Raw genomic sequence first — 24847 nt, forward strand, 5'->3', positions numbered from 1 at the left:
TCGGCGGAGGGACTCAACCGATGGGCAGACCCGCGTAGTTCTCCGCGAGCTCGGCCGCGGCGTGCGGCGAGGAGGCGATCCGGCCGAGCTGCGACAACTGCAGCCGGGTCTGGAATTCACTCTGCTGCGGGTCGGTGTGCAAGGTGGTCGTCATGAACCAGGAGAAGTGCTCGGCCCGCCAGACCCGGCGCAGACAGGTGTCCGAGTAGGCGGCGAGCAGGTCCGTGTCGCCGGTGCGCTGCAGGTGCGCCAGCGCCCGGGCCAGGACGATCACGTCCGAGGCGGCCAGGTTGAGTCCCTTCGCTCCGGTCGGCGGCACGATATGCGCCGCGTCGCCCGCCAGGAACACCCGCCCCCAGCGCATCGGCTCGGTCACATGGCTGCGCATGGGGAGCACCGCCTTGGAGGTGATCGGGCCGCGCCGCAGTTTCCACTCGCCGTCGACCGCGAAGCGGGCGTCCAGCTCGTCCCAGATCCGTTCGTCCGGCCATTCGGCGGGATCGGTGTCGTTGGGTACTTGGAGGTAGAGCCGGCTGACCGTGGCGGAACGCATGCTGTGCAGCGCGAACCCACGCCGTGAGTGGGCATAGATCAGCTCGTCGCAGGAGGGCGGTACGTCAGCGAGAATCCCGAGCCAGGAGTACGGGTACACCCGCTCGTGGCTGACCCGGTGCTTCTCCGGTATCGCGGCGCGGGTCACTCCGTGGAATCCGTCGCAACCGACCACGTAGTCGCACTCCAGCGTCCGTTCGCGCCCCTCGTGCCTGTAGTGGATCACGGGCCGGTCGGTATCGGCGCCGGTGATCTCGCGAACGGTGGCTCCGAACAGGAGCGGGGGGCCGTCGGCGAGTTGCAGGGCGATGAGGTCCCTGACCACTTCGGTCTGGGCATAGACCCAGACCTTGCGGCCGCCGGTCAGCTCGGGGAAGTCGATACGGTGGCCGCGCCGTTCCCAGCGCAGTTCGATTCCCTCGTGGACGATGCCCTCACGGTCCAGCCGGTCGGCCGCGCCGCTTTCGCGCAGCGCGTCGACCGTGCCCTGTTCCAGGATTCCGGCCCGCTGACGCTGTTCCACGTACGCGCGTTCGCGGCTCTCCAGCACGACGCAGTCCACGCCGGCCCGGTGCAGCAGCCGGGCGAGCAGCAGTCCGGCCGGCCCGCCTCCGACGATACCGACGGTGGTGCGACGGGCGGTCGCGCGGGGGGCGGTGCCGCGCGGGGCGGTCCGGTGTCCGGTGGCGTCGTGTGGCGTGGCGTCGTGTGGCGTGGCGTCGTGTGGCGTGGCGTCGGCCATCAGTGGCCCTCCTGGCAGTGAGTCGGATGTGCGGCCAGATGTCCGGTCAGCGCCGCGAGCACCGGGCCGGGCTGCTCGACGGGGGCGAGGTGGGATGCCGCCGGTATCTCCACGAGTACGGCGCCCGGGATTCCGTCGGCCAGTTCCGTGGCGTGGTCGAGCGGGGTGGCCGGGTCCTGTTGTCCGGCGACGACCAGGGTCGGTGCGGTGATGCGTGCCAGGTCGGCGCGGAGATCGAAGCCCGCCAGGGCGTCACAGCAGTCCGCGTACCCGGCCGCCGATGTCGCCAGCAGGTCGCCGACCATCGCGGTGGCGGCCGGGGTATGCGCGAACGCGGGGGTGAACCAGCGGCCCGGGGCGCCGGAGGTGAGGGCTTCGGTGCCTTGTCCGCGCACCAGAGCGGCCCGTTCCTGCCAGCCTTCGGGGCCGCCGAAGCGGGCCGATGAGCAGACCAGGGCGAGCGTCGTCACCCGCTCGGGATGATGCACGGCGAGCCAGGCGCCGACCGCGCCGCCCAGCGAGACTCCCGCATAGGCGAAGCGGTCGATACCGAGAGAGTCGGCCAGCGTGATGACCAGACCGGCCAGATCGGCGACCGTGACGGCGAGGTCGGTGCCGAGTGCGCGCAGGAGGCCGGCCGGGGTGCCACCGTGGCCGGGCAGATCCCAGCGGACCACGCGGTGCCGTTCGGCCAGGGCGGGCGCCTGGGCGTCCCACACGGCCAGCGACGTGCCCAGCGACGGTCCGAGGAGAAGAGGCGGCGCCCCGGTGGGCCCGTCGCATCGATGGTGCAGCACAGCGGTCATCAGAGGGTGTCCTCCGGGGTGGCTTCGGTGGCTTCGGTGGCTGCGGGTCTCCCGCGCGACAGGGCACGGTCGATCAGCGCCTCGGCGGCACCGGGATAGGCGGTCGGATCGAGCAATTCGGTCAGCTGCCGGGGGGTGAACGCTCCGGCGATGTCCGGCTCGTCGGCAAGCGCGTCCGCCAGCGGGACGGACGTCTCGGCGGCCCGCCGGGAGGCGCGGGAGAGCAGATCGCGCCCCGCCGCCCGTCCCATCAGCGGTTCCAGGACGGCGACGAGCCGCTCGGAGACGATCAGACCGCCCGTCAGGTCGAGATGGTCGCGCATCGGGCGCTGCCGGACCCGCAGACCGCCGACGAGTTCAGCGGCGTCCCGGGCCGCTCCGCCGGCCAGCCGCAGCGCCTGGCGCAGCGGCTGCCACTCGGCGTGCCAGGCACCGGCCGGACGTTCGTCCTCCGCGGCCATCGAGCCGAACAGCACCGCTGCGAGCGCGGGCAGTTGGCGGGCGGCCGCGGCGATCAGCGTGGCACGGACCGGGTTGGCCTTGTGCGGCATGGCGGACGAACCGCCACCCGAGCCCTCGGCCACTTCGGCGATCTCGGTACGGGAGAGCACCAGCACATCGGCGGCGATCTTGCCGAGTCCGCCGCCGGTGAGCGCCAGAGCGGCACCCAACTCGGCCACCGGGGTCCGCAGTACGTGCCAGGGCAGCAGCGGTTCGGCGAGGCCGGTCTCGGCGGCGAATCGAGCGGCGAGCGGCAGCGCCTGTTCCCCGAAGGAGGCGAGCGTCCCCGCCGCGCCGCCCAGTTGGGCCGGCAACACCACGGCACCGAGCCGGTCGCGGGCATCGAGCACCAGATGACGCCAGCCCACCGCCTTCAGACCGAAGGTGACCGGAACGGCCTGCTGGGTCAGCGTGCGGCCGGGCATGGGCGTACCACGATGCTCGGCGGCCAGCCGGGCGAGGTCCACGGCCGCGTCGTCCAGGTCCGCCGTGATCAGCCGGACGGCCCTGCGGGCCACCAGCATGGCGGCGGTGTCCAGGATGTCCTGGCTGGTGGCCCCGCGGTGGACATGGCCGGCGTACTGCTCGGGCACCGCCCGGGTGAGGGCGGTGACCAGCGGGATCACCGGGTTGCCGCCGGTGCGGGCGCGCAGGGCCAGCGTCCGCAGGTCGAAATCGGCGGCGCGCGCGGCGCGGTCGACCGCTGCCGCGGCCTCGGCGGGCGCCAGGCCGAGTGCCGCCTGAGCGCGGGTCAATGCGGCCTCGGCGTCCAGCATGGCCTGCAGGAAAGCCCGGTCACCGGTCGCTTCCTCCACCGTCGAGCCGGCCCAGCCCGGGCCGAGCAGTCCGATGTCCGCGGCGTCCGGGTCCGGCCCGGGATCAGTGGAAGTCAAGGAAGACCGTCTCCTCGGTGGTTCCCCCCTGGAGCCTGATGTCGAAACCGTAGACGCCCGTGCGCTCCTGGCGGGCCAGCAGGGTGGCGCGTCGTTCCACCGGAAGCGAGGTCAGCAGCGCGTCCGGTTCGTGGTCCGGCAGATAGGCCCGGGTGTAGAGATGGTGCAGCAGGCCACGGGCGAAGACGCAGATGGACAGGTACGGCGCCGATCGGTGCGGCTGCAGCGTGCGGACGGCCCAGTGCCCGTCCGCGTCGGTGGCGACGCGGCCGAAGCCGGTGAAGTCCACCCCGTGGCGGCCCAGCACCACGGCGTTCACCGGGTCGCGGCGCAGCGATCCCGGTGCGCCGGCCCGCGAACCGTCCGGTGCGGACTGCCAGAACTCGAGCAGCGCGTCCGGGACCGGCCGGCCCTCACCGTCGAACACCCGGCCGTGCAGGGTGACGGTGTCGGGGTGACCGGTCGGTGCGATCTCTCCGCCGCCGGTGAAGGGCAGGGCATAGCCGTAGAAGGGGCCCACGGTCTGCGAGGGGGTGGGGCCCGGGGTGTTGGGGGTGGTCACTGCGCGTCCTCCGTCCAGGTCGCCTGCGGGCCGTCCAGCACGATGTCGAAGCGATATCCGAGCGACCATTCCGAGCGGGACAACTCGTGGTCGTAGGCGGCGACCAGGCGCTCACGGGCCGCCGGGTCGGTCACGGACTGGAGAATCGGGTCGTAGCGGAACAGTGGGTCACCGGGAAAGTACATCTGGGTGATCAGCCGTTCGGTGAAGGCGTTTCCGAACAGCGAGAAGTGGATGTGCGCAGGCCGCCAGGCGTTGTGGTGGTTACGCCAGGGATACGCACCGGGCTTGATGGTGGTGAACGTGTAGTTGCCGAGGTCGTCCGTCAGGCACCGTCCCGCGCCGGTGAAGTTGGCATCGATGGGGGCCGGGTGCTGGTCGCGCAGGTGGGCATAGCGGCCGGAGGCATTGGCCTGCCAGATCTCCACCAACTGGCCGCGTACCGGTTTGTTATGACGGTCGGTCACCCGCCCGGTGACGGTGATCCGTTCACCGAGCGGCTCACCGGAGTGCTGGCTAGTGAGGTCGGCGTCGAGGTCGGTGACATCGGTGACGCCGAAGACGGGGCCGGTCAGCTCGACGGCCTCGGGGTCCTTCACCACCACCAGGGACTGCTGGGGGTGGCGCAGCGCGGTGCTGCGATACGGCCGGTAGTCGCGGGCGGGATGCGGCTGCCCGTTGGGCTCGACCGCCGCTATCTCCGCGTCGATGGCTGCCTGTTCTGTCATGCGGGTTCTCCTCCTGGAACGTCGTGGGGCGCCGTACGTGGGGCGCCGTACCGGGGTCGCTACCGGACTTTCGCCGCGGTGCGGTCGCGCAGTTCCTGAGCGCTCACCCCGGGCGCGGTTTCCACCAGCAGCAGACCGTCCTCGGTGACGTCCAGCACGCCCAGGTCCGTGATGATCCGGTGCACGCAGGCCTTTCCGGTGAGCGGCAGGGTGCAGTCCTCGAGGATCTTGGCACCGCCGTCCCTGGCGTTGTGCTCCATCAGGACGATCACCCTGCGGGCACCGTGGACGAGGTCCATCGCGCCCCCCATGCCCTTGACCATCTTTCCCGGGATCATCCAGTTGGCGAGATCTCCGCGGGCCGAGACCTGCATGGCGCCGAGCACCGCGATGTCTATGTGTCCGCCGCGGATCATGCCGAAGGAGAGCGCGGAGTCGAAGAAGGAGGCGCCGGGCCGCACGGTAACCGTTTCCTTGCCCGCGTTGACCAGGTCGGGGTCCACTTCGTCCGCAGTGGGATAGGGCCCCACACCGAGGATCCCGTTCTCGGACTGGAGGACCACGTCCACGCCGGCCGGCAGGAAGCCGGGGATCAGCGTCGGCAGGCCTATGCCGAGGTTGGCGTACGTGCCGTCTTCCAGCTCGAGGGCCGCCCGGGCCGCCATGTCATCCCTGGACCAGGCCATCAGTCGCGCACCGTCCTCTTCTCGATCTTCTTGGCCGCGGCCTGCTGCGGGGTCAGTTCGACCACCCGCTGCACGAACACGCCGGGGACATGGATGCTGTCGGGGTCGAGTTCGCCCGGCTCGACCAGTTGCTCCACCTCGGCGAGGGTGACCCGCCCGGCCATCGCCGCCAACGGATTGAAATTGCGTGCCGCCCGGTGGAAGACCAGGTTCCCGTGACGGTCGCCCACCGCGGCACGGACCAGCGCGAAATCGGTGGTGATGGCGCGTTCCATGACGTAATCGGCGCCGTCGAACTCGCGCACCTGCTTCGGCGGCGAGCCCACGGCGACCGTGCCGTCCGGGCCGTAACGCCAGGGCAGTCCGCCCTCGGCGACCTGGGTGCCCACGCCGGCGGGCGTGAAGAAGGCCGGGATGCCCGCGCCGCCCGCGCGGAGCCGCTCGGACAGGGTGCCCTGCGGGGTGAGCTCCAGCTCGAGTTCCCCGCTCAGGTAGCGGCGGGCGAACTCCTTGTTGTTGCCGACATAACTGCCGGTGACCCGGACGATCCGCCCGGCGGCCAACAGGATGCCCAGGCCGCCTCCGTCCACTCCGCAGTTGTTGGAGACCACACTCAGCCGGCTCGCGCCCTGCCCGTGAAGTGCGTCGATGAGCACATCGGGCACTCCGCTGAGTCCGAAGCCCCCCACGGCCAGCGAAGCTCCGTCGCCGATGTCGGCGACCGCCTCAGCTGCGGTGGGAACCGTCTTGTCCATCCGTTCGTCCGATCGTGTGCGTTCGCCCAGTGAACTATAGTTCAATTGCTGCGCAGAGTCTCCGCCTGCCATCGCCGCTTGTCAACGGTGCCGGTCGCGCTCGGCACGGCAGGTACCGTTCCCACACGAGGAGGGCGCAGATGCCGCAGAGCAGCACCGTCGACGCTTCCACCGAGGCCACCGCCGGGAGCCCGCTGGAGCGCGGTCTCACCGTGCTCCGGACGCTCGCTTCGGCGCCGGGTGGCCGGTTGCGTGCCAGCGAACTGGCCCGTGCCACCGGCCTCGCCCGGTCACCCGTCGACCGGATCGCCACCACGCTCGTCCACCTCGGGCATCTGCGCGCCGAGGACCGCGACCTGGTCCTCGCGCCCCGTTCGATGGAACTGAGCGGTGCCTATCTGCGTGCGGTCGCACTGGTGGACCTCCTCGCTCCGTCGTCGGAAGCACTCGCCGACGAACTCGACGAGTCGGTCTCTCTTGCCGTCCCCGATGTGGACGCCGTCCGTTTCATCGCACAGGCCGCGCGCCGTCGCACCCTCTCCGTGACCTTCAGTGCCGGGGACGCGCTGCCCGCCGAGGTGTGCGCCCCGGGAGCGCTCTTCGCCGCGGAGTGGGGCCCGGAGGAGTACGCCGTGTGGCGCGAGCGGCGGCGGGATCCGGACAGGTCGCTTCTGGCTGTGCCGCCGCCACCCGCCGTGGATCTGCCGGCCGAGGAGGCGGCGTTGGCCCGTCGGGCGGCCGTCGCCCGGGAGCAGGGGTGGTCGGTGGACGATCAGTTCATCGAACCCGGCCTCGTCGCGGTCGCCGTACCGGTCCGGGACACCGCCGGCCGCGCCGTGTGCGCGCTGAGCGTGGTGTCCCACACCAGCCGCCACTCCGCCGCTTCGCTGCGCGACGCCGTGCTGGCCAGGATGCAGCGGACGGCGCAGCAGATGGCGCAGGCACTCGCTGCCGGAGCCCCTGGCGCCTCCAGCGATCCGGCGCCTGCGCAGCAGCGCGACACCTCGCTGGACCCGAAGGCCGAGCTGGGGCCCAGCTACCTTCAGTCACTGGCCAGGGGCCTCTCGGTGCTCGCCGCGCTGGGCAGCGCAGGAGGCGGAATGACCCTGTCCGAGGTGGCACGGACCACCGCTCTTCCCCGCGCCACGGCCCGGCGCGCACTGCTGACGCTGCAGCAGGTGGGCTATGCCGCAGCGGACGAGGGGCTTTTCGTGCCGAGGCCCCGAGTGCTGGAACTGGGCTACTCCGTACTGTCGCGACTGACCCTGGGTGAGCTCGCCCAGCCGCACCTGGCCGCCCTGGTGGGCCGGATCCACGAGTCGGCGTCCGTCGCCGTCCTGGACGGCGACGACATCCGCTACGTGGCCCGGGTCGCCGCCGGACGGATCATGAGCGTGAACATCACGGTCGGCACCCGCTTCCCCGCGTACGCCACCTCGATGGGCCGGGTCCTGCTGGCCGGGCTGCCCGGCGGTGAACGCACTGCCCGACTCGGACGCATCACACCACGCCCCCTGACCGGACACACGCTGACCGACCCCGCAGAGCTCCGCGCGGTCCTCGACCGCACGGCCGAGGCCGGATACGCCATGGTCAACGAGGAGTTGGAGGAGGGCCTGCGGTCCGTGGCCGTCCCGGTACGGGACCGAAGCGGCTCGGTGATCACCGCCGTCAATGTCTCGTTGCACGCCGGCCGCACCTCGGCCGCCGAGGCGCGCGCCACCATCCTGCCGGCGCTGCGGGAGTGCGCTGCCGCCATCACGGCCGATGTCGCCCTGGTCTCCGAACGGACGCCGATCAGGATCGGTTGAGCCGCAGCCGGCTCGTATCAACGGGTTCAGCGTTGCATTACTGCGGGCCCAGTTCCGGGCGCCCTCTCATGAGCTGCCATACATGCAACGCGCTTGCCCATTCCGTCCGTCCGTACGCGGTCGCACGTCTAGAGCGGACCGGAATCGGTCGGCTGGATACCCGCTCGGCGAGCGACGGCCTCACCGTGTTCCAGGTGTTCGCGTCCTGCCTCGCCCAGCTGCCCCAGTACACGCGCGAGGACCGTCTCAACCGTGGCCAGCGTGGGTACCAGGCTGTCGTACGGGGAGGGCGCGGCCACCTGGTTGGGGAGGACAACGTCGGCAAGATTGGTCACCGGCGAGAGCCAGGTATCGGTGAAGAGCACGATCTTGCTGCCGCAGTCCCTGGCCATCTCCGCAATGACGATCTTGTCCGGTTCATAACGGCGGTAGTCGAAGACGATGAGGACGTCCTGACGGCCCAGCCCAGCGAGAATTGCGGTGCGCTCCACGTCCCGATCCGGCAGAAGTACCACTTGGCCGCGCAACTGCATGAGATGCAGGGCCAGATACTGCGCCAGCAGATGCGTGAACCGGCCGCCGACGAGAATCACACGACGCTTCGGATGGCAGAGCAGATCGACTGCCGCCTGCATGTCGTGCGGCGGCAGTTCCCGCAGCGTACGGGCCACCGCAGCACTGAATACGTCCGGCTCGCCCTCGCCCGCGTCGTCTGCGGCGCCCCGCACTTCTCCCTCCTTCCGGTGCGGGCTGCTGGCGTATCCACGTGTGCTGTACAACTCGAGAGGCGAGGCGCTGCGTTCTTCCAGTTCCCCGCGCAACGCTGCCTGGAAGTCGGGGAACCCCTTGTAGCCGAGCCTGTTGACGAAACGGATTACGGTGGGGGCGCTCACCCCTGCCCGTTCGGCGAGTGTGGCCACGGTCTCGAATCCCGCCGACGGGTAGCCGGCGAGCAGCACGCGGGCCACTTTACGTTCAGCGGGACTGAGGTCACCGAGCTTGTACCGGATCTCTTCGGCAAGTGAGGGCATGGGATGAGCCACCTTTCCAAGGACCCAGGTTACGCAGGGGCAGCAGGTCAGCTGTCGCGCGCATCTCCGAGAGCCGCGATCAGAGCTGCCAGCAGCGCGATGCGGGAGGGGACCGTTGTGACGTCCAGCCACTCGTCCGGGCCGTGGTCCCCGCCCCCGACCGGTCCGAGGCCGTCGAGGGTGGGCACTCCGGCGCCGGCGATGGTGTTGGCGTCACCGACCCCGCCGGTGGCGGCGGCCCCGAGGCCCAGGGCCAGTTCCTTTCCTGCCTCCAGGGCGTGAGCGAGCATGTCCCGGGCCTCCGGGGTGTCCTCCATCGGCGGACACGCGTCGGTCTGTCGAACGGTAGCGCTGGTGCCCGGTACGGACAGCCGGGCGGCTGCGGCGCCGATGGCCTCGCCGGCGCGCTCAATGCCGCCGACGGTGGACGAACGCACCTCCACATGCAGTTCGGCTTCGGGGCAGACGATGTTGATGCGGCTGCCTGCCCTGACGATTCCCACGTTGACGGTGACGTCGTCCCAGCGTCCGTTCATCTGTTGACAGGAGACGAGCAGACTGGCCGCGGCCAGTGCGGCGTTCGCACCGCGCTCCGGTTCGATACCTGCATGTGCCGCCCGCCCGGTAATCGTGATCAGGAAGTCCGCGACACCCTTGCGCGCGATGACGAGATCACCGTTCTCCCGGGCACACTCCAGGCCCACGGCGTAGTGCATGCCGTCGGCGATGGCAGCTGTCACCGAGCGGCTGGCCGGCGAACCGATCTCCTCATCGGGAGTGGCGAGGAAGACGATCTCCGCGAAGGCCGGCAGCCTCCGGTACAGCAGGAGCTCGACAGCGGTGAGGCCGGCCAGCAGCCCTCCCTTGTCGTCGCTCACACCAGGACCGTGGGCGAGCGGACCCTTCCGTGAGAAGGGCCGCAGCGCTGCCGTCCCGTCGTCGAAGACGGTGTCCATGTGGCCCGCCAGGAGGATGCGCCTGCCGCCCTGTGCCACGGGGAGGCTGCCACGCAGCCGGCCGACCACCATGTCGCCGAATCCAGCGCTCGGGTCCTCGGTAGCGACGGGAACCCGCTCCACCTCGAAACCCATCGTGGCCAGCCGCCGAACAGTCCATGACGCGACGCGGTTGACCCCTTCGGGACTGTAGGACCCCGAGTCGATGGAAACCAGGTGCTCCAGCTCGGCGAGATAGCGGTCCTGGCGGGCGAGAGCCTCGGGCAGGATGAGGGCCGCGGTCCGGGCTGCTGTTCCCTGCTGACGTACGTGGGTCATCACAGCACCTTCGAGAGAAACGCGCGGGTCCGTTCGTGCCGGGGCTCGCCGAGTACCTGCAGCGGGTCACCGGCCTCGATCACGACACCGCCATCCATGAACACGGCGGAATCGCCCACCTCCTTGGCGAAGCCGATCTCGTGAGTGACCACGATCATCGTCATGCCGTCGGAGGCGAGCTGTCTCATGACGTCCAGAACCTCGCCGACCAGTTCGGGATCCAAGGCGGACGTCGGCTCGTCGAAGAGCATCAGCTTGGGCTTCATCGCCAATGCTCTGGCGATGGCCACGCGCTGCTGCTGGCCACCGGAGAGCTGGGCCGGATACCGGTCGACGCGGTCGGCAAGACCGACGCGCTCCAGAAGGCGCAGGGCGTCGGCCCGAGCCGCAGCCCTGCCCTCGCCAGCCACCTTCACGGGGGCCTCCATGACGTTCTGCAGCGCTGTCATGTGCGGGAAGAGATTGAACCGCTGGAACACCATCCCGATGTCCCGGCGGCTGAGGGCGACCTCACGCTCCTTCAGCTCATAAAGCCGGTGGCCCTGCCGCCGATATCCGACCGGAGCACCGTCGACCGTCAGCCGGCCCCCGTCAAGTTTCTCCAAATGGTTGATACAGCGCAGGAAGGTCGACTTGCCTGAGCCGGACGGTCCCAGCAGGCAGCACACCTGGCCACGTTCCACGGTCAGGTCGATGCCCCGCAGGACGTCGACCCTACCGAAGTGCTTGCGCACGCCATCGGCGTGCACCATGGGCGTTCCCATCGTCACTCCTTCGTGTCAGCCGGTGTGGAGCCCGCACGGGAGACGCGCAGTGCAGCGCCCGTGACAAGGCGCTTCAGCGGGCCTGCGACGGCTGGAGCGGCGGTGCCACGCCCGTACCGGCGCTCCAGCCAGCTCTGTGGCAGGCTCAGCCCGGTAACCAGGATCAGGTACCAGATACTGGCGACCACGAGCATGGGGATGACCTGGTAGCTCTGAGCGTAGACATCCTGGATGTTGGACATCAGGTCGTGCGCCGAGATCACGGACACCAGGGCGGTCATCTTGAGCATATTGATCGTCTCGTTGCCCAACGGCGGGATGATCACCCGCATGGCCTGTGGCAGCACGATTCGCCGGGTCGCGAGGGCGGGACGCATGCCCAGCGACTGAGCTGCCTCGGTCTGACCGGCGTCGACGGACTGGATGCCACCGCGGACGATCTCGCTGATGTACGCCGCCTCGTTCAAGCCGAGGGCCATGAGCGCCGCCACCGCGGGCGTAAGCAGTGTGTTGGTGTCCGCCCGGACGAAGGTGACATGGGTGAAGGGGATACCGATCAGTACATGTTGGTAGAGCGCGCCGGCGTATCCCCAGAAGATGATCTGAACCAGCAGCGGGGTGCTGCGAAATATCCACACGAACGATGTCGCGAGCGCATGAAGCACGGGATTGGACGACAGCCGCATCACGGCGACGATGACTCCGAGGCCGAGGCCGACCGCCATCGCAGCCGCCGTGAGCCATAGTGTGGTGACCAGTCCGCGGAATACCAGGTCCGCGAAGACATAATCTCCGATAACCGACCAGTGCAGGTTGCTGTTTCCGGCCAGGGAGCCGATCAGCCCGGCGAGCGCGCTGAGCGCAATCGCGGCGGCCAGCCAGCGACCCCAGTGCCGGACCGGAACCGCAGTGACGTTCTCCGGCAGGGGCTGCGGTGGGGCGGGGGCCCTCTGCGTGGAGCCGGTGGATCCGACGGCTGCCATATCAGGACACCGCCGAGTTCCGAGTGGCTTCCTTTACCGCAATGTCGGCAACACCGTACTTGTCGCAGATCTTCGTGAGGGTGCCATTGCTGATCAGCTTCTGCAGTGCCTTCTGGATGGCATCGGTCAGCCCGGGAAGGCGTTTGGCAACGCCGATTCCGTTGGGGGTGGCGTCGTAGCCGCCACCATGCGCTGGATCCTCGACGACTTCAAAGGCGCGGCCCGCATCCGCCGACTTGGCCGTCCATGCAGCCGCAGGCAGGGTGAGCAGATCGGCGGCCACTTTCCCTGCGCGCAGGGCTAGTTGCGCATCGGAATCCTTGGGGAAGGTCTGGATGGACACCGGGCTTTTGCCGGCCTCGGTACACGTGGACTGATGAGCCTCGAGGACTTCCAGCTGATGGGAAGCAGCCTCAGCACCGGCCTTCCTGCCGCAGAGGTCATCGAGACCGGCGACCTTGTCCGGATTTCCGTTGGCGACGAGGATCCCCGATCCGGACACGGAGTAGTCCACAAAGTCCAGGACTTGCTGGCGCTCCTTGGTATCGGTCATGGCGGATATGACTGCGTCGAACTTCCCGGCCTGAATGGCTGGCACGATGCCGTCGAACTTCTGCGCCGTGAAGGCGAATCTCACCCCCAACGTGGCGCCGAGCGCCTGTCCGAGGTCATAGTCGAGCCCGGTGAGACCCGGCCTTCCCGCGGTCACGAACATCACGAACGGCGCGTACGGCACATCGGTGGCCACCCGGACCGTGCCGGAGGACTTCACCGCGTCGGGGAGAGCGGCATGAAGTCCGGGATCACGATGGACGCGCGCACCGGCAACGCTGACGACCGCAGCGGGGGCTGCTGCCCTGTTGCCCGGACTGCCGCTGTCGCATGCAGACAGCGTGATGGCGGATGTGATCGCCAGTGCGGTCGCCGCTTCTGCGCGGCGGAATGAGCGGGTGTGCAACACGGACTCCTCCCACGGATGCTGCCGTGCGGTGTTCACCGCCGGCCGTGGTTCGTACGTTACACAGACAGCGAGTCAGCGCATAGACGTAACACCCATTACATCGACACAGCGATCGATCCACGCGAGGAAGGCGCTCGCGAGGCGAGGACACGGAACCGTTGGGGACGTACTGCTGAGCAATCAATTGACGCCTTGGCGTTTCATAATGCGATACCTCGATGCCATCCGTAACGCCTATATCGTCTTGTCGAGCCCTCTGTGATCGGAATTTTGCAAGTTTCTCCCCCATTTTTGCGCACACTCATAGACTTCATGCAGCGGTGCTTCTAGCCTTCTCGCGTCCGCAGAGCCCTACGAGCCGCAAGGACGTATGCCTGTGATCCCTCCACCCGGGCGCCGCTTGCTCCGCCGCGGTCTGTCCGCCTCGCTCTCACTCGCCCTCGCCGCTACGGCCGCCGCCGTGGTGTTGTCGACCGCCTCCAGCGCCCCGGCCGCCCAGGCCGGCGTACCCGCGCCGTCCCCGGTCGGTATCTCCGGCCGGGGAGCAACCGTGCCGTTCCAGGAACAGGAGGCCGAATACGCTGCTACCAACGGCACCTTGATAGGCCCCGACCGCCTCTACGGTCATCTCCCCTCGGAGGCGTCCGGACGCCAGGCGGTGACACTCGACGCGACCGGCGAATACGTCGAATTCACCCTCACCGCGCCGGCCGACGCCATGTCGTTCCGCTACTCGCTACCGGACACACCGGACGGCGCAGGACGCGACGCGGCCATCGACCTCCAGGTCAATGGAAACCAGCTCAAGAGCGTCCCGGTGACGTCCAAGTACAGTTGGTACTACGGCGGTTACCCCTTCAACAACAATCCTGGTGACACCGACCCGCATCACTTCTACGACGAGACGCGCACGATGTTCGGGTCGACTCTGCCCAAAGGCACCAAGATCCGTCTGCAGGTCTCGTCGACGTCCGCGTCACCGACGTTCACCATCGACCTCGCCGACTTCGAGCAGGTGGCCGCGCCGATCGCGCAGCCGGCCGGTGCGCTGAACGCGGTGAGCGACTTCGGCGCCGACCCCACCGGGGCCACCGACTCGACGGCCAGGATCCAAGCCGCCGTCGACGCGGGCAAGAGCCGGCACCAGGTGGTCTACATTCCGCGGGGCACCTTCCAGGTGCGCAGCCACATCATCGTCGACCAGGTGACCCTGGCCGGGGCCGGCCCCTGGTACACCGTGCTGACCGGCCGGGACCCCACCGACCGCAGCAAGGCGGTCGGTGTCTACGGCAAGTACGCCGATGCCGGCGGCAGCAGCAGTGTCACCCTCAAAGACTTCGCCATCATGGGCGATATCCGCGAGCGCGTGGACAACGACCAGGTCAACGCCATCGGAGGCGCGCTGTCCGACTCCACCGTCGACGACGTGTGGATGCAGCACACCAAGGTCGGCGCCTGGATGGACGGCCCGATGAACAACTTCACCATCAAGAACAGCCGCATCCTGGATCAGACGGCCGACGGCGTCAACTTCCACATGGGCGTCACCAACTCCACCGTCACCAACACCTTTGTGCGCAACACCGGTGACGACGGTCTGGCCATGTGGGCGGAGAACGTACCGAACGTCAACGACAGCTTTACATTCAACACGGTGGTCCTGCCGATCCTGGCGAACAACATCGTCACCTATGGCGGCAAGGACATCACCATGTCGGACAACGTGATGGCGGACACCATCACCAACGGGGGCGGGCTGCACATCGCCAACCGTTACCCAGGGGTCGACTCCGGCCAGGGTACGGCGGTCTCGGGCACCACCACCGCTGCCCGCAACACCCTGATCCGTACCGGGAACAACGACTTCAACTGGCAGTTCGGCGTGGGCGCTGTCTGGTTCAGCGGCCTCAACGAACCGATCAACGGCGATATCGACATCACCGACAGTGAAATCCTGGACAGTTCGTACGCCGCGATCATGCTGATCGAGGGAGCCACCAACGGGCTGCACTTCAAGAACGTCAGGATCGACGGCGCGGGCACCTACGCGCTGCAGATCCAAGCGCCCGGCACGGCGTCGTTCACCAACGTCACCGCCACGCACATCGCACAGGCCAACCCGATACACAACTGCATCGGGTCCGGCTTCGTCATCACACAGGGCACCGGCAACTCGGGCTGGTACGCCGATCCACCGGTCTGCACCGGCACCTGGCCGGCTCCGGTGTGGACCAACGGCGGGGTGCCGGGCGGCGGCACCACGCCGACCGATCCCCCCACCGGCCCCAGCGACCCGCCGACCACTCCGCCCGCCGACCCGGGCAACATCGCCAAGGACCGCCCGGTCACCGACACCGGCCATGCCGACGTCTACAACGCGGCCAAGGCGCTCGACGGCAACGCCGACACCTACTGGGAGAGCACCAACCACGCTTTCCCGCAGTCCATCACCGTGGACCTCGGCGCGGCCAAGACCGTCAAACGGCTGGTCCTGAAGCTCCCACCGGCGACCGCCTGGGCCACTCGTACGCAGACGCTGAGCGTGTCGGGCAGCACCGACGACTCGTCGTTCAGCACGCTCAAAGCATCGGCGGACTACACCTTCGACCCGTCCGGTGGGAACACCGCCACGGTGGCTCTGCCCGGCACTGCGACCCGCTACCTGCGAGTGACCGTCACCGCCAACACCGGCTGGCCGGCCGCGCAGCTCTCCGAGCTCGAGGCCTATACCGGCTAGCAGACGGCTGCACGGCTCGCCGCAACGCACCGCGGCGCGCCGTGCACCCCTGCGGCGGCGGGCGTAGTCTCTTCGTGTACGAGGCCTGTACGAACGCGCGCACATCTTGACCTGGCACTTCTCACCTTGACCTGGCACTTCTCAAGGGAGGCGACGGTGACCGGACAGCGCAGGGCAGCACCTTCGGCCGCATGCGCGGCCGCATTCGTTCTGACGATCGCGACGGCCGGACCGCTCGCGGCAGCAGGTTCCGCCTCGGCGGACGACGGCATCGGCTCTCTCTCGGCGCAGCAGATCACCCGGCGGGCACACGATGCCCTGTTCGGGGTGACCTCCCTGCATCTGAGTACCAGGGGCAGCCTCGGGGCCCCGGGCACACCGGCCTCGATGGACCTCACGCTGGACCGCGCCGCGAACTGCCGGGGCTCGGTGAGCCTGGGGAAGCAGGGATCCGTCGAGATCATCAAACGAGGTGACACGGTCTGGATCAAGCCCGACCGGACGTTCTGGGAGCACCGGACGCCTCGCGGCAGCGCTGCGGCCAAGCTCTTCGGCGGGCACTATCTCAAGGGCTCCGCGAAGCAGCAGCCCCTCAAGGATATGTCGCAGGTCTGCGATCTGGACGCCTTCCTGAAGGCGACGGGCGACAGCCCCGACCCCACGCCCGCGAAGCTCACCAAGGGCAAGGAGACCACGGTGCACGGGATCTCCGTGATACCGGTGCGCGGGGTGGTCGGAGACCGCACCGAGACGCTGTATGTGGCCACGCACGGGAAGCCGTACCCGGTGCAGCTCTCGGTACGGGATCATGCCTCGGAGGCAACGATCCGCTTCGCCGACTTCAACAAACCGGTCCCGTCGAAGACGCCACCGGCGAACCTCACCATCGATCTCTCGACCGCGGGGCGCCAGACGGGCCCGGTCGGCGCGGCGTGACGAACGGTACCGAGTGACGGACGGTACTGCGCTGCCCGGTGGGCCGGAGCTCACCGGGCAGCGGAACATCAGCCGGTGCCCGAACCGGCGCGCCGACGGGCGCCCAGGAAGACCCCGGCCCCGGCGATGACTACCGCACCGAGCGCGCCGCCGTACAGCAGGCCGTGCTGCGACAGTCCACTCCCGGCCAGCTCTTCCATGGGGGCGGTGGTCTGCGGGTTGGTGATCGTGGCCGCGACCGGCGCCACCCGACGGATCGGGCCGACCGATTTGACGGACCCGTCCTGGTTGAGGAGCACCTGCTTGTTGTTCGGATGCCTGAAGTCGAGCATCCCGGTGAGCGATCGCGCCCGCGTGTCGAAGGAGTGGTCACCGATGCGACGGGTGTGCCAGTTCTCCTCGACGAACTTGATGATGGAGGTCTGCTCGGTCCGCGTGTGGTCGATGCTGTTGACCTTGGCGTACGGGGAGATCACCATCATCGGCTGCCGCGCGCCGGGTCCGCAGCGGTCGGCGTATCCGCCGGCCGCCTTCGGGCCCTGCCGGCAGGCCGGCGAGTCGACGGACCTGCCGTTCGACTGCACGGTCGTGTCGTCGGAGCCGTTGAGCGGCTTGGCGTAGACGTGGTCGTACCAGCCGTCCGAGTCGTCGTAGGCGACGACGACCGCGGTGTCCTTCCACTGCGGGGACTGCTGGATCCTGTTGATCTGTCCGACCAGGAAGTCCTGCTCGTCGAGCGGATCCGAGTAGCCGGCGTGGCCGTCCTGGTAGGCGGGCGCCTTCAGGAAGCTCACCGACGGCAGCTTGCCTGACTTGAGCGCCGCGTCGAAGTCCGTCAGATCGTAGTTGTGGTTGGCCTGGCCCGCGTGTCCGATCTCGGCGACGGACTTCGGGGGCAGGTGGTGCGGATTCGACGTGGACGCGTAGTAGGCGAAGGGGTTGTGGTGCGGGCTGTAGTCCACCACCTGCGCGCCGCCGACGTTGGCGTGGGTCGTGCCACCGCACTTGGCCAGGTCGTCCTGCTTGCCGGCCCACGGCGTGCTGGGGCGGAAGCCGCCCTGGAACCAGCCCCAGCTCACCTTCTTCTCGTTCAGCCGGTCGCCGATGTTCTTGCCACGGAGCTCGGCGAGCGAGGACTGGCTGGTGTGATCGCTCCCGGAACAGTCGTCGTAGGCAGGGTCCGGGTCGTTGATCATGGTGCCGACACCGTGCGCGTCGGGGGACGAGACCGCCGCGGAATCGGGCTTGTCGGTCTGTACCGGGTGCTCGGTGGACGATTTCGGATCGGTGGAGACCACGCCGTGCGTCTGGCCCGAGACCAGCTCGACCGCACCCGGCGTCGAGGGACCGTACGCGGAGCCGAAGGAGTTGTCATTGAGGCTGTAGTGCTGGGCGTAGTTCCACAGCGCGGTGACGGTGTTGCCGTCGTAGTAGTCCATCGCAAGACCGGGCTCGCCGAAGAGGTTCCCCGAGCACTTACCGGAGTCGGTGTTCTCCACGAACTTGTCGGCCTTGCCGCCGTTGTACGCGTACTGCTCGGGGCTGTACGCGTGGTTCTGGTCGCAGGTCATGGCCTGGTCGGGGGTGAGCCGCTTGGGCAGGTACTGGTTGGGGTTCTTGTCGAGGAGTCCCGCGGTGCGCAGATTGTCGATATCGCGTGGGGTGTGCCGGGATGCGGTGAAGGGTGTGCCGTCGGTGTTCGCGGCCTCGGGGTAGGTCGCGAAGTAGTGATCGAACGAGATGTTCTCGTCGAAGATCACCACGAGGTGCTTGATGGGGGTGGCGGTGGGACGCCCCGGATGGTGGGTGCCGGGTGCTGCGGCCCAGGTCGGAGCGGCCCCGCCGAGCACGGTGAGCGCGGCGGCTCCCGCCAGGGCCGCCCAGCGGCGTGCGGCTGTTCTTCTGCCCGTGTTGCCCATACGGTTCCGCCTTCCAGTGCTGACCGGATGCGCCTGCGACGCGCTTGTGGAGCCTGTGTACCACCGACCACACCCGCCACACCACGATGGGCACGAAAGTCGATCGTGAAGGCGTGACAACCCGTCACGTCCTCCGTACGTCGCAGAGGGCGGCGACGTCCGCCAGTCGCTCCACGAGTCCGCCGACAGCGGAGTTCACCTTTTCACGGTCACCTCGGCCGAGCTTGTTGAGCGGTGTCCACCGGCCTCGGTGACGGTGCCCGTCCAGCACCTGCTGGGTCTTGTCCAGTCCGCTGTCGAGTGCCGTGAGTTCCGGGTAGCGGCTGTTGAGCAGGGGACGCAGCCGGGAGAGCACGACCCGCGTTCCGTCGAGATTGGCACGGGCGGTCGCCAGGTTGCTGCCGCTGCCGTAGTCGGTGCGGCCGGTCAGCTCGAACTGCACGGTGTTCTCCAGGATTTCGTGCGCGCGCAGGCCCAGGTCGAGCGGGTCCATCCGCGCTCGGCTCCAGTCCGTGCGCAGCGTCCGTACGTCCTTGACCAGCCGGTCCGCGAGCGGGCGCAGGGCGGCTGCCGACTCGCCGTGCCACAGGCCGTACTCGATGCGGTGGAAGCCGGTGAAGTCACGGTCGCGCACGCCACCGGCCAGGCCTGCCGTGGTGCCGTTGATCGCCGCGTCGGCATCGCCGAAGGTGCCGTAGGCGGCCCCCATCCGCTCGTACACGAGGTGGGCGGGCAGCCACGCCGTGCGGGCCTGAGCCAGATCACCGGCCCTGACCGCGCTACGGAGTTGCTCGGTGGCGCGCACGAGATCGTTCATCCGGCCGGTCACCCAGGTCTGGTAGCTCAGGGTCGGTGGGATCAGGTCGTGCTCGCTCACCGGAACGGCGGCGGGACCACCGGCGTCGGCTCCCGAAGCGCGTTGCCGCGGCCCGGCAGGGACCTGGACCGTCGGTCCGGTGACCGGCGAACCGTCGTCGGGATAACAGGCAAAGGCGTAGAACCCTCCCGCGATGTCCGCCCGCAGCGGACGGGTGGTGCCGGGACCCAGCCCCTCGATCTCGCCGTACACCGCGCCGCCGGGCACCTTCTTCAGGTACACCTCGACGGGTGTGCTCGAGGTGTTGTGCACGTCGAAGACCTGGTTGCCCGCGTGCGGGTCCTGCCAGCCGGCTCCGCAGCCGCCCGCCGAGGCCTCGACGCGGGTGTGCCGCAAACCGTCCACCGGCCTGACGGCAGGGTGCATCGGATGGTGCACAAGACCGGTCACCACCACCGCGAGCAGGACCAGAGCGGCCACCAGCGCCCCGTCGCCCGCCACCAGCGCACGCCTCGAAAGGCGTGGGACGCTCCGATCCGGCACACCGGCCTCCTGACGCAGCGGCACATGGGCGAACGCCATGGTAGACGGGTGGACGCTACCGTTCCTGCATGCCTCGAACAATCGATCCCGCCCCGGTGACCGCAGATGACCTCCAGAGCGCCGTCCGGCTCGCCGTCACCACGCTGCGGGACGCGCCCCCGTCGGCGTGGGACCGCAACGCCGGTTCCCTGGAGTGGGACTGCTGGGAAACCGTGGAACACCTCAGCGACGACCTTTTCGCCTATGCGGCCCAACTCGGCCCGCAGGTACCGCCGTTGGACGGAGAAGTCCCCTTCGTCTGGAAGAGCCGGCGGCCCGGCGGCCCGGCGAACGTGATTCACGCGGACCGCGCCGGGGGCCCCGAGGGCCTGCTGCAGGTGCTGGAGGCCAGCGGCGCATTGCTCGTCGCGATGGTGCGCACGACAGCGCCGACGGTCCGCTCCTATCACGGTTTCGGCGTCTCGGACCCGGAGGGGTTCGCGGCGATGGGCGTGGTGGAGACCCTGGTCCACACCCACGACCTGGCCGAGGGGCTCGGGCTCGCCTTCTGCGCGCCCGACGATCTGTGTGCGCGCGTCCTGGCACGGCTGTTCCCGGACGCGCCGGATTCCGCCGACCGCTGGTCCACCCTGCTGTGGGCCACCGGGCGCACCGAACTGCCCGGCCGCCCGCGCCTCACCACCTGGCGCTGGTACGGGGCGCCCGGGCCCCGGTGACCGCGCTCAGCTCGCGTCCTCGCTGTCGGCCGCCCTTCTGCCGGCGGGACGGGCGCGTACGTGCATCCGCTCGCCCTGCTTCCCGAACAGGCTGAGGAATTCGACCGGTTCCGGCCCCGCGTTGGCGAAGGCGTGCGGGGTACGGGTGTCGAACTCGGCCACTTCGCCGGCGGTGAGGACCATGTCGTGTTCGCCGAGGACCAGCCGGAGCTTGCCGGACAGCACGTAGAGCCAGTCGTAGCCCTCGTGCACACGTTGCTCCAGTTCCCCGGTGCACTCCGGTCCCGGTGGGAGCACCTGCTTGTAGGCGTTCAGTCCGCCCAGGTGCCGGGTCAGCGGAATGAAGGTCATGCCCTGGCGGGTATAGGGGCGGGGGTACACCCGGGGATCGCCGGTCTGCGGCGCGTCCACCAGTTCACCCAGAGGTACACCGTGTGCCTTGGCCAGAGGCAACAGCAACTCCAGGGTCGGTTTGCGCTGCCCGGACTCCAGGCGGGAGAGCGTACTGAGCGAGATCCCGGTGGCCGCGCTGAGCTGGGCCAGGGTGGTGCCACGCTGCTGGCGCAGCGCCCGCAGACGGGGGCCCACGGCGCTCAGGACGCTTGCGAGGTCGTTCTCTGCCATGCCCCCATTTGCCGACCTGGCAAGAACCTTTGTCAAGCAGTACGGCTCTGACCGACTATCCGATCCAGGAACAGCAGACAGGAACAGCGGAGAGGAAACGCAGATGAACGAGCACCGCACCGAGCACCCCACCGAGGACGGCGTCGCCCTGTCAGGGGCGGAATTCTGGGACAGCCGCTACCGCGAGAGCGACCGGATCTGGAGTGGCAACCCGAACACCACCCTGGTCCGCGAGACCGCCGGTCTGCAACCGGGCAGTGCACTGGATCTCGGCTGCGGTGAGGGTGCCGACGCGATCTGGCTCGCGCAGCAGGGCTGGACCGTGACCGCCACCGACATCTCCGGCGTCGCCCTCGACCGTGCTGCCCGGCACGCCACGGCGGCCGGTATCGCCGACCGGGTCGACTGGCAGCAGCACGACCTGGGCAGCAGCTTCCCGGCGGGTGTCTTCGATCTGGTCTCCGCACACTTCCTGCACTCGCACGGTGATCTGCCGCGCGAGCAGATTCTCCGGACGGCCGCGGGAGCGGTGGCTCCCGGTGGCATGCTGCTGATCGTCGGGCATGCCGGCTGGCCCGCCTGGGAGAGCGCGCCGGATCATGACGTGCACTTCCCCACGCCCGATGAGGTCCTCGGCTCGCTGCGACTCCCGGAGGGGCAGTGGGAGGTGCTGATCAGCGGAGAGCACGAGCGCATCCAGAACGACCCGGAAGGACGGCCCACCACCCGCACGGACAACACCCTCAAGGTCCGGCGTTCGGCGGGGTGAGCCGGGCGGAGGGAACCGGCACGAGAGATATCCTGTTCATGTGACGATCGCCGCAGCAACAGAAGACCCCGGTGAGGGAGAATCAACCGCGGCGTCGGCGCAGCCTCGACAGTTCATCGTGACGGTGTACGGCCTGTACTCCCGAACCGACGGCGGCTGGCTCTCGGTGGCGTCGCTGATCAGCCTGCTCTCGGACCTGGGCATCGACGCACCCGCCGTACGGTCTTCCATCTCCCGCCTCAAACGGCGAGGCATCCTGCAGGCCGAGCGACGCGACGGTACAGCCGGCTACGCGCTCTCGGGCGAGGGCCTCTCGGTGCTGCGGGAAGGCGACCACCGGATCTTCCGGCGGCAGCGCGGGACGCTCGCCGACGGCTGGCTGCTGGCCATGTTCTCCGTACCGGAGTCGGAGCGCAGCAAGCGGCATCTGCTGCGCTCCCGGCTGACCCGACTGGGATTCGGCACGGCCGCCTCGGGGGTGTACATCGCACCCGCTCATCTCTACGACACCACAGCGGAGATGCTGCGGCGTCTTGAACTGGACGGTTACGCGGACCTGTTCCGTGCCGACCATCTGGCCTTCGACCATCTCGACGACAAGGTCCGGCAGTGGTGGGACCTGGGCCGGCTGGAGCGGCTGTCCCACGAGTTCGTCCAGCAGTATGCCACCGTGCTGGACCGTGCGGAGCGTTCACCCGCTCCGGACGAGCGGGCTGCCTTCGTCGACTACGTACGGGTACTGACCGACTGGCGGCAGTTGCCGTATCTCGACCCCGGGCTCCCCCGGGAACTGCTGCCGGCCGACTGGGCCGGCATCCGGGCGGCGGACCTGTTCTTCACCCTGCAGACGCGACTGGAGACGGGTGCCCGGGACTATGTGACGGCGGCGCTTGCCCGCTGACAGCCGGCGAGCGGGCCGCGCCGCCGCACAACAGGTGCACGGCCCGGCCCCCGGTCAGGCCTTCGCCGAGGCCAGTGCGGCCAGCTCGCTGTCCACCACCGCCTGGTGTTCCTCGGCGTCCTGACGGGCCTTCTTCGGGCTCCACCGGCCGGCCATCACAAAGACGAACGGCAGGAAGAGGACCTGACCACCGACGCAGATCCACCACCAGGTGCGCCATTCGCCGGGCCCCTCCTTGGCCGCCTTCTGCACCCGTGGTCCGTACTCCTGCAACACCTTGAGCTGCGGCTGCGCCTTCTGCACCAGGGCGAGATCTGCGGGGCCGACCTCCTTGACCGCGCGGGCGCCGAGTTCGGCCGGCATGGTGGCAGGGGTGTATTTGCCCATCTCGGCGAAGAGCTGCGGATGTGCTTCCACCACCGCGAGAGCGGGTCCGGCCTGCGCCTGGGCGGCCGTCACCTGGGCACCGTGCTCCACCAGCGGAGTGACCGAGGTGACGACCACCGGAATGCAGGCGGAGGACACCGCGACGACGATGCGGATGGTCCAGCCCCATACCGCGAGACCGGCCGCGGTCGCCGCCGGATTGCGCTTCTCCACTGTCTCGGTGAAGCTCGCCATCCACGGCGCGTAGGCGATCCCGCTGAAGATCCCGATCCCCATGAAGAGCCAGGCGAACGTGTAGTAGCCGGTCCCCGGATGGGTGGCCCGGGTCGCGAAGACCGCGGTGGCCACCACCGTGCCGACGGCTCCGACGATCATGAACGGCTTGCGGACCTTCAGCCGGTCCGACCCCAGGCCCACCAGGACCAGCGCGATGGCGTTCGCCCCCCAGTACCAGTTGGCCAGCCCATTGGTGCGCTGCTCGCTGAAGCCGTAGTTGACGGCGAAATAGACCACGAAGTTACCGACCGCCGCGAAGTACAGCAGCAGGAAGGCGGAGATCGCGAAGGCGGATCCCAGGATGTCCGGGCGGAGCATCTGCCGCCACTCCCCGCGCCGTAGCGTCTCCGTGTCGAGCCCCTTGGCGCGTGCCTCGACCAGGACACGGTCCCGCAGGCTCACCATGATCTGGTCACGCAGCCCCGGTGACAGCTCCCGGAGGGCGAAGAGTGCCACGGCGAACACGACGAGGCCGGCGATCGCCGAGTAACGCAGCTCCTGCTGCCAGCTGGACGTGGCGAGGGTGTTGCTGGTGACCGTGGTGACCACCAGGCTCCCCACCACCGGCCCCATCGTCCAGTACCCCATCGCGGTGGCCCGCCCCAGCTGCGGCGAAAAGTCTCTGATCAGCGCGGGCGTGGCCACCAGCACGATGCCCTCGATGAAGCTGACCAGCGCGAAGAGCACCAGGTAGACGCTCTTGTCCGAGGCGTTCGGCAACCCGAAGAGGACCAGCAGAGCGGCCACCAGCAACCCGTAGACGACCAGGTTGGCCCGGCCCCAGCGGTCCGCGAGACCCGCCAGCAGGGAGGCGAAGGCGCCGATCGCGTTGCCGATCACCGAAACCCAGATGAAGTACCGGTAGGTCATGTGGAAGTGCGTGATGATCGAGGTGGCCACCGCGTACTGGATGTACAGCATGTAATACAGCACGACGGTGGTGACGACCACGATCGCCAGATAGACCATCCGCGGCCCGGTCGACGGATACTCCGCGAGGTCACGGCGGTACAACCGGGCGAACGGGCCGCGCGGACCGGCCACCGGGACATCGGGCGCGGCTCTGTCGGCATCGAACGGCGTCGGAACGGCGGACATACGACCTCCTGGGGATCACGAAACCGGGCGCGCTGCATCGGTGCGACGAGGGCACAGTGCGGCCCGGCGCCGAGA

General features: G+C 69.0%; 22 protein-coding genes. 6 read left to right on the forward strand and 16 right to left on the reverse strand.

All coding sequences use genetic code 11. The features are described from left to right. Positions 1-13: 13 nt before the first annotated feature. The 7 genes from AB0436_RS11960 to AB0436_RS11990 are packed head-to-tail and all read right to left on the reverse strand — an operon-like array spanning position 14 to position 6225. A complete protein-coding gene (locus AB0436_RS11960; RefSeq protein ID WP_366467664.1) occupies positions 14-1294 on the reverse strand; it encodes a 4-hydroxybenzoate 3-monooxygenase in 1281 nt (426 codons plus the stop codon). Next, a complete protein-coding gene (gene pcaD, locus AB0436_RS11965) occupies positions 1294-2100 on the reverse strand; it encodes a 3-oxoadipate enol-lactonase (protein WP_366467665.1) in 807 nt (268 codons plus the stop codon). The genes AB0436_RS11960 and pcaD overlap by 1 nt, the downstream gene beginning before the upstream one ends. Further along, positions 2100-3494, reverse strand: coding sequence for a 3-carboxy-cis,cis-muconate cycloisomerase (gene pcaB, locus AB0436_RS11970; RefSeq protein ID WP_366467666.1), 1395 nt, complete (start codon positions 3492-3494; stop codon positions 2100-2102). Before pcaB ends, pcaD begins: the two co-directional genes overlap by 1 nt. Continuing rightward, positions 3481-4056, reverse strand: coding sequence for a protocatechuate 3,4-dioxygenase subunit alpha (gene pcaG / locus AB0436_RS11975; protein WP_366467668.1), 576 nt, complete (start codon positions 4054-4056; stop codon positions 3481-3483). The genes pcaB and pcaG overlap by 14 nt, the downstream gene beginning before the upstream one ends. After that, positions 4053-4784 carry a protocatechuate 3,4-dioxygenase subunit beta gene (pcaH, locus tag AB0436_RS11980; protein WP_366467669.1) on the reverse strand — a complete coding sequence of 244 codons (732 nt, stop codon included), beginning with the start codon at positions 4782-4784 and terminating at the stop codon, positions 4053-4055. The genes pcaG and pcaH overlap by 4 nt, the downstream gene beginning before the upstream one ends. A 59-nt stretch (positions 4785-4843) precedes the next feature. Further along, positions 4844-5470: a CoA transferase subunit B gene (locus AB0436_RS11985; protein WP_366467670.1), complete on the reverse strand. Its 627-nt coding sequence runs from the start codon at positions 5468-5470 to the stop codon at positions 4844-4846. Next, positions 5470-6225 (reverse strand): CoA transferase subunit A, encoded by a 756-nt coding sequence (locus AB0436_RS11990; RefSeq protein WP_366467671.1) that lies wholly within the window; start codon positions 6223-6225, stop codon positions 5470-5472. The genes AB0436_RS11985 and AB0436_RS11990 overlap by 1 nt, the downstream gene beginning before the upstream one ends. A 140-nt stretch (positions 6226-6365) precedes the next feature. On the opposite strand from AB0436_RS11990, the gene AB0436_RS11995 reads away from it, so the two are divergent. After that, positions 6366-8036, forward strand: a complete 1671-nt coding sequence (locus AB0436_RS11995) for an IclR family transcriptional regulator C-terminal domain-containing protein (RefSeq protein WP_366467672.1) — start codon at positions 6366-6368, stop codon at positions 8034-8036. A 128-nt stretch (positions 8037-8164) separates the two neighbouring features. Here the strand turns inward: AB0436_RS11995 and AB0436_RS12000 are convergent, their stop codons facing one another. Genes AB0436_RS12000 through AB0436_RS12020 form a run of 5 tightly spaced genes read right to left on the reverse strand, consistent with a single transcriptional unit; the run spans position 8165 to position 13049 of the window. After that, positions 8165-9067, reverse strand: a complete 903-nt coding sequence (locus AB0436_RS12000; protein WP_366467673.1) for a MurR/RpiR family transcriptional regulator — start codon at positions 9065-9067, stop codon at positions 8165-8167. A 47-nt stretch (positions 9068-9114) separates the two neighbouring features. Further along, positions 9115-10341, reverse strand: a complete 1227-nt coding sequence (locus AB0436_RS12005; RefSeq protein WP_366467674.1) for a M20/M25/M40 family metallo-hydrolase — start codon at positions 10339-10341, stop codon at positions 9115-9117. Next, positions 10341-11105 (reverse strand): amino acid ABC transporter ATP-binding protein, encoded by a 765-nt coding sequence (locus AB0436_RS12010; protein ID WP_366467675.1) that lies wholly within the window; start codon positions 11103-11105, stop codon positions 10341-10343. The genes AB0436_RS12005 and AB0436_RS12010 overlap by 1 nt, the downstream gene beginning before the upstream one ends. A gap of 2 nt (positions 11106-11107) precedes the next feature. After that, positions 11108-12088, reverse strand: coding sequence for an amino acid ABC transporter permease (locus AB0436_RS12015; RefSeq protein WP_366467676.1), 981 nt, complete (start codon positions 12086-12088; stop codon positions 11108-11110). Position 12089: 1 nt separating this feature from the next. Continuing rightward, on the reverse strand, positions 12090-13049 hold the full coding sequence (locus AB0436_RS12020; protein WP_366467677.1) for an ABC transporter substrate-binding protein: 960 nt from the start codon (positions 13047-13049) through the stop codon (positions 12090-12092). Positions 13050-13425: 376 nt separating this feature from the next. Between AB0436_RS12020 and AB0436_RS12025 the strand changes: the two genes are divergently transcribed. Both AB0436_RS12025 and AB0436_RS12030 read left to right on the forward strand, forming a co-directional pair. Next, positions 13426-15786: a discoidin domain-containing protein gene (locus AB0436_RS12025; RefSeq protein WP_366467678.1), complete on the forward strand. Its 2361-nt coding sequence runs from the start codon at positions 13426-13428 to the stop codon at positions 15784-15786. A 156-nt stretch (positions 15787-15942) separates the two neighbouring features. After that, positions 15943-16722, forward strand: a complete 780-nt coding sequence (locus tag AB0436_RS12030; RefSeq protein WP_366467679.1) for a hypothetical protein — start codon at positions 15943-15945, stop codon at positions 16720-16722. A gap of 68 nt (positions 16723-16790) precedes the next feature. Here the strand turns inward: AB0436_RS12030 and AB0436_RS12035 are convergent, their stop codons facing one another. After that, positions 16791-18641, reverse strand: coding sequence for an alkaline phosphatase family protein (locus tag AB0436_RS12035; protein ID WP_366467680.1), 1851 nt, complete (start codon positions 18639-18641; stop codon positions 16791-16793). Positions 18642-18765: 124 nt separating this feature from the next. Further along, positions 18766-20040 carry an EfeM/EfeO family lipoprotein gene (locus AB0436_RS12040; protein ID WP_366467681.1) on the reverse strand — a complete coding sequence of 425 codons (1275 nt, stop codon included), beginning with the start codon at positions 20038-20040 and terminating at the stop codon, positions 18766-18768. Positions 20041-20069: 29 nt separating this feature from the next. On the opposite strand from AB0436_RS12040, the gene AB0436_RS12045 reads away from it, so the two are divergent. After that, positions 20070-20717: a hypothetical protein gene (locus AB0436_RS12045; RefSeq protein WP_366467682.1), complete on the forward strand. Its 648-nt coding sequence runs from the start codon at positions 20070-20072 to the stop codon at positions 20715-20717. A gap of 6 nt (positions 20718-20723) precedes the next feature. On the opposite strand, the gene AB0436_RS12050 is transcribed toward AB0436_RS12045, so the two are convergent. Further along, entirely contained in the window at positions 20724-21341 is a 618-nt protein-coding gene (locus AB0436_RS12050; RefSeq protein ID WP_366467683.1) for a helix-turn-helix transcriptional regulator, read from the reverse strand. A 103-nt stretch (positions 21342-21444) separates the two neighbouring features. On the opposite strand from AB0436_RS12050, the gene AB0436_RS12055 reads away from it, so the two are divergent. Both AB0436_RS12055 and AB0436_RS12060 read left to right on the forward strand, forming a co-directional pair. Then, positions 21445-22110, forward strand: coding sequence for a class I SAM-dependent methyltransferase (locus AB0436_RS12055; protein ID WP_366467684.1), 666 nt, complete (start codon positions 21445-21447; stop codon positions 22108-22110). 46 nt (positions 22111-22156) lie between these two features. Continuing rightward, complete coding sequence (locus AB0436_RS12060) at positions 22157-23011, forward strand: PaaX family transcriptional regulator C-terminal domain-containing protein (protein ID WP_366467951.1); 855 nt, start codon at positions 22157-22159, stop codon at positions 23009-23011. Between the two features lie 54 nt (positions 23012-23065). Here the strand turns inward: AB0436_RS12060 and AB0436_RS12065 are convergent, their stop codons facing one another. Then, a complete protein-coding gene (locus tag AB0436_RS12065; protein ID WP_366467685.1) occupies positions 23066-24772 on the reverse strand; it encodes an MFS transporter in 1707 nt (568 codons plus the stop codon). Between the last annotated feature and the right edge of the window lie 75 nt (positions 24773-24847).

This window comes from Streptomyces sp. NPDC051322 (assembly GCF_040689485.1).
In the GTDB taxonomy this organism is placed as follows: Bacteria; Actinomycetota; Actinomycetes; order Streptomycetales; family Streptomycetaceae; genus Streptomyces.

What these genes read in the sequence shown, in the direction of transcription:
- AB0436_RS11960 (WP_366467664.1), bottom strand. Translation starts at nt 1,294, where the DNA reads ATGGCCGACGCCACGCCACACGACGCCACGCCACACGACGCCACGCCA.
- pcaD (WP_366467665.1), bottom strand. Translation starts at nt 2,100, where the DNA reads ATGACCGCTGTGCTGCACCATCGATGCGACGGGCCCACCGGGGCGCCG.
- pcaH (WP_366467669.1), bottom strand. Translation starts at nt 4,784, where the DNA reads ATGACAGAACAGGCAGCCATCGACGCGGAGATAGCGGCGGTCGAGCCC.
- AB0436_RS11985 (WP_366467670.1), bottom strand. Translation starts at nt 5,470, where the DNA reads ATGGCCTGGTCCAGGGATGACATGGCGGCCCGGGCGGCCCTCGAGCTG.
- AB0436_RS11990 (WP_366467671.1), bottom strand. Translation starts at nt 6,225, where the DNA reads ATGGACAAGACGGTTCCCACCGCAGCTGAGGCGGTCGCCGACATCGGC.
- AB0436_RS11995 (WP_366467672.1), top strand. Translation starts at nt 6,366, where the DNA reads ATGCCGCAGAGCAGCACCGTCGACGCTTCCACCGAGGCCACCGCCGGG.
- AB0436_RS12000 (WP_366467673.1), bottom strand. Translation starts at nt 9,067, where the DNA reads ATGCCCTCACTTGCCGAAGAGATCCGGTACAAGCTCGGTGACCTCAGT.
- AB0436_RS12005 (WP_366467674.1), bottom strand. Translation starts at nt 10,341, where the DNA reads ATGACCCACGTACGTCAGCAGGGAACAGCAGCCCGGACCGCGGCCCTC.
- AB0436_RS12010 (WP_366467675.1), bottom strand. Translation starts at nt 11,105, where the DNA reads ATGGGAACGCCCATGGTGCACGCCGATGGCGTGCGCAAGCACTTCGGT.
- AB0436_RS12015 (WP_366467676.1), bottom strand. Translation starts at nt 12,088, where the DNA reads ATGGCAGCCGTCGGATCCACCGGCTCCACGCAGAGGGCCCCCGCCCCA.
- AB0436_RS12035 (WP_366467680.1), bottom strand. Translation starts at nt 18,641, where the DNA reads ATGGGCAACACGGGCAGAAGAACAGCCGCACGCCGCTGGGCGGCCCTG.
- AB0436_RS12040 (WP_366467681.1), bottom strand. Translation starts at nt 20,040, where the DNA reads ATGGCGTTCGCCCATGTGCCGCTGCGTCAGGAGGCCGGTGTGCCGGAT.
- AB0436_RS12045 (WP_366467682.1), top strand. Translation starts at nt 20,070, where the DNA reads ATGCCTCGAACAATCGATCCCGCCCCGGTGACCGCAGATGACCTCCAG.
- AB0436_RS12050 (WP_366467683.1), bottom strand. Translation starts at nt 21,341, where the DNA reads ATGGCAGAGAACGACCTCGCAAGCGTCCTGAGCGCCGTGGGCCCCCGT.
- AB0436_RS12055 (WP_366467684.1), top strand. Translation starts at nt 21,445, where the DNA reads ATGAACGAGCACCGCACCGAGCACCCCACCGAGGACGGCGTCGCCCTG.
- AB0436_RS12065 (WP_366467685.1), bottom strand. Translation starts at nt 24,772, where the DNA reads ATGTCCGCCGTTCCGACGCCGTTCGATGCCGACAGAGCCGCGCCCGAT.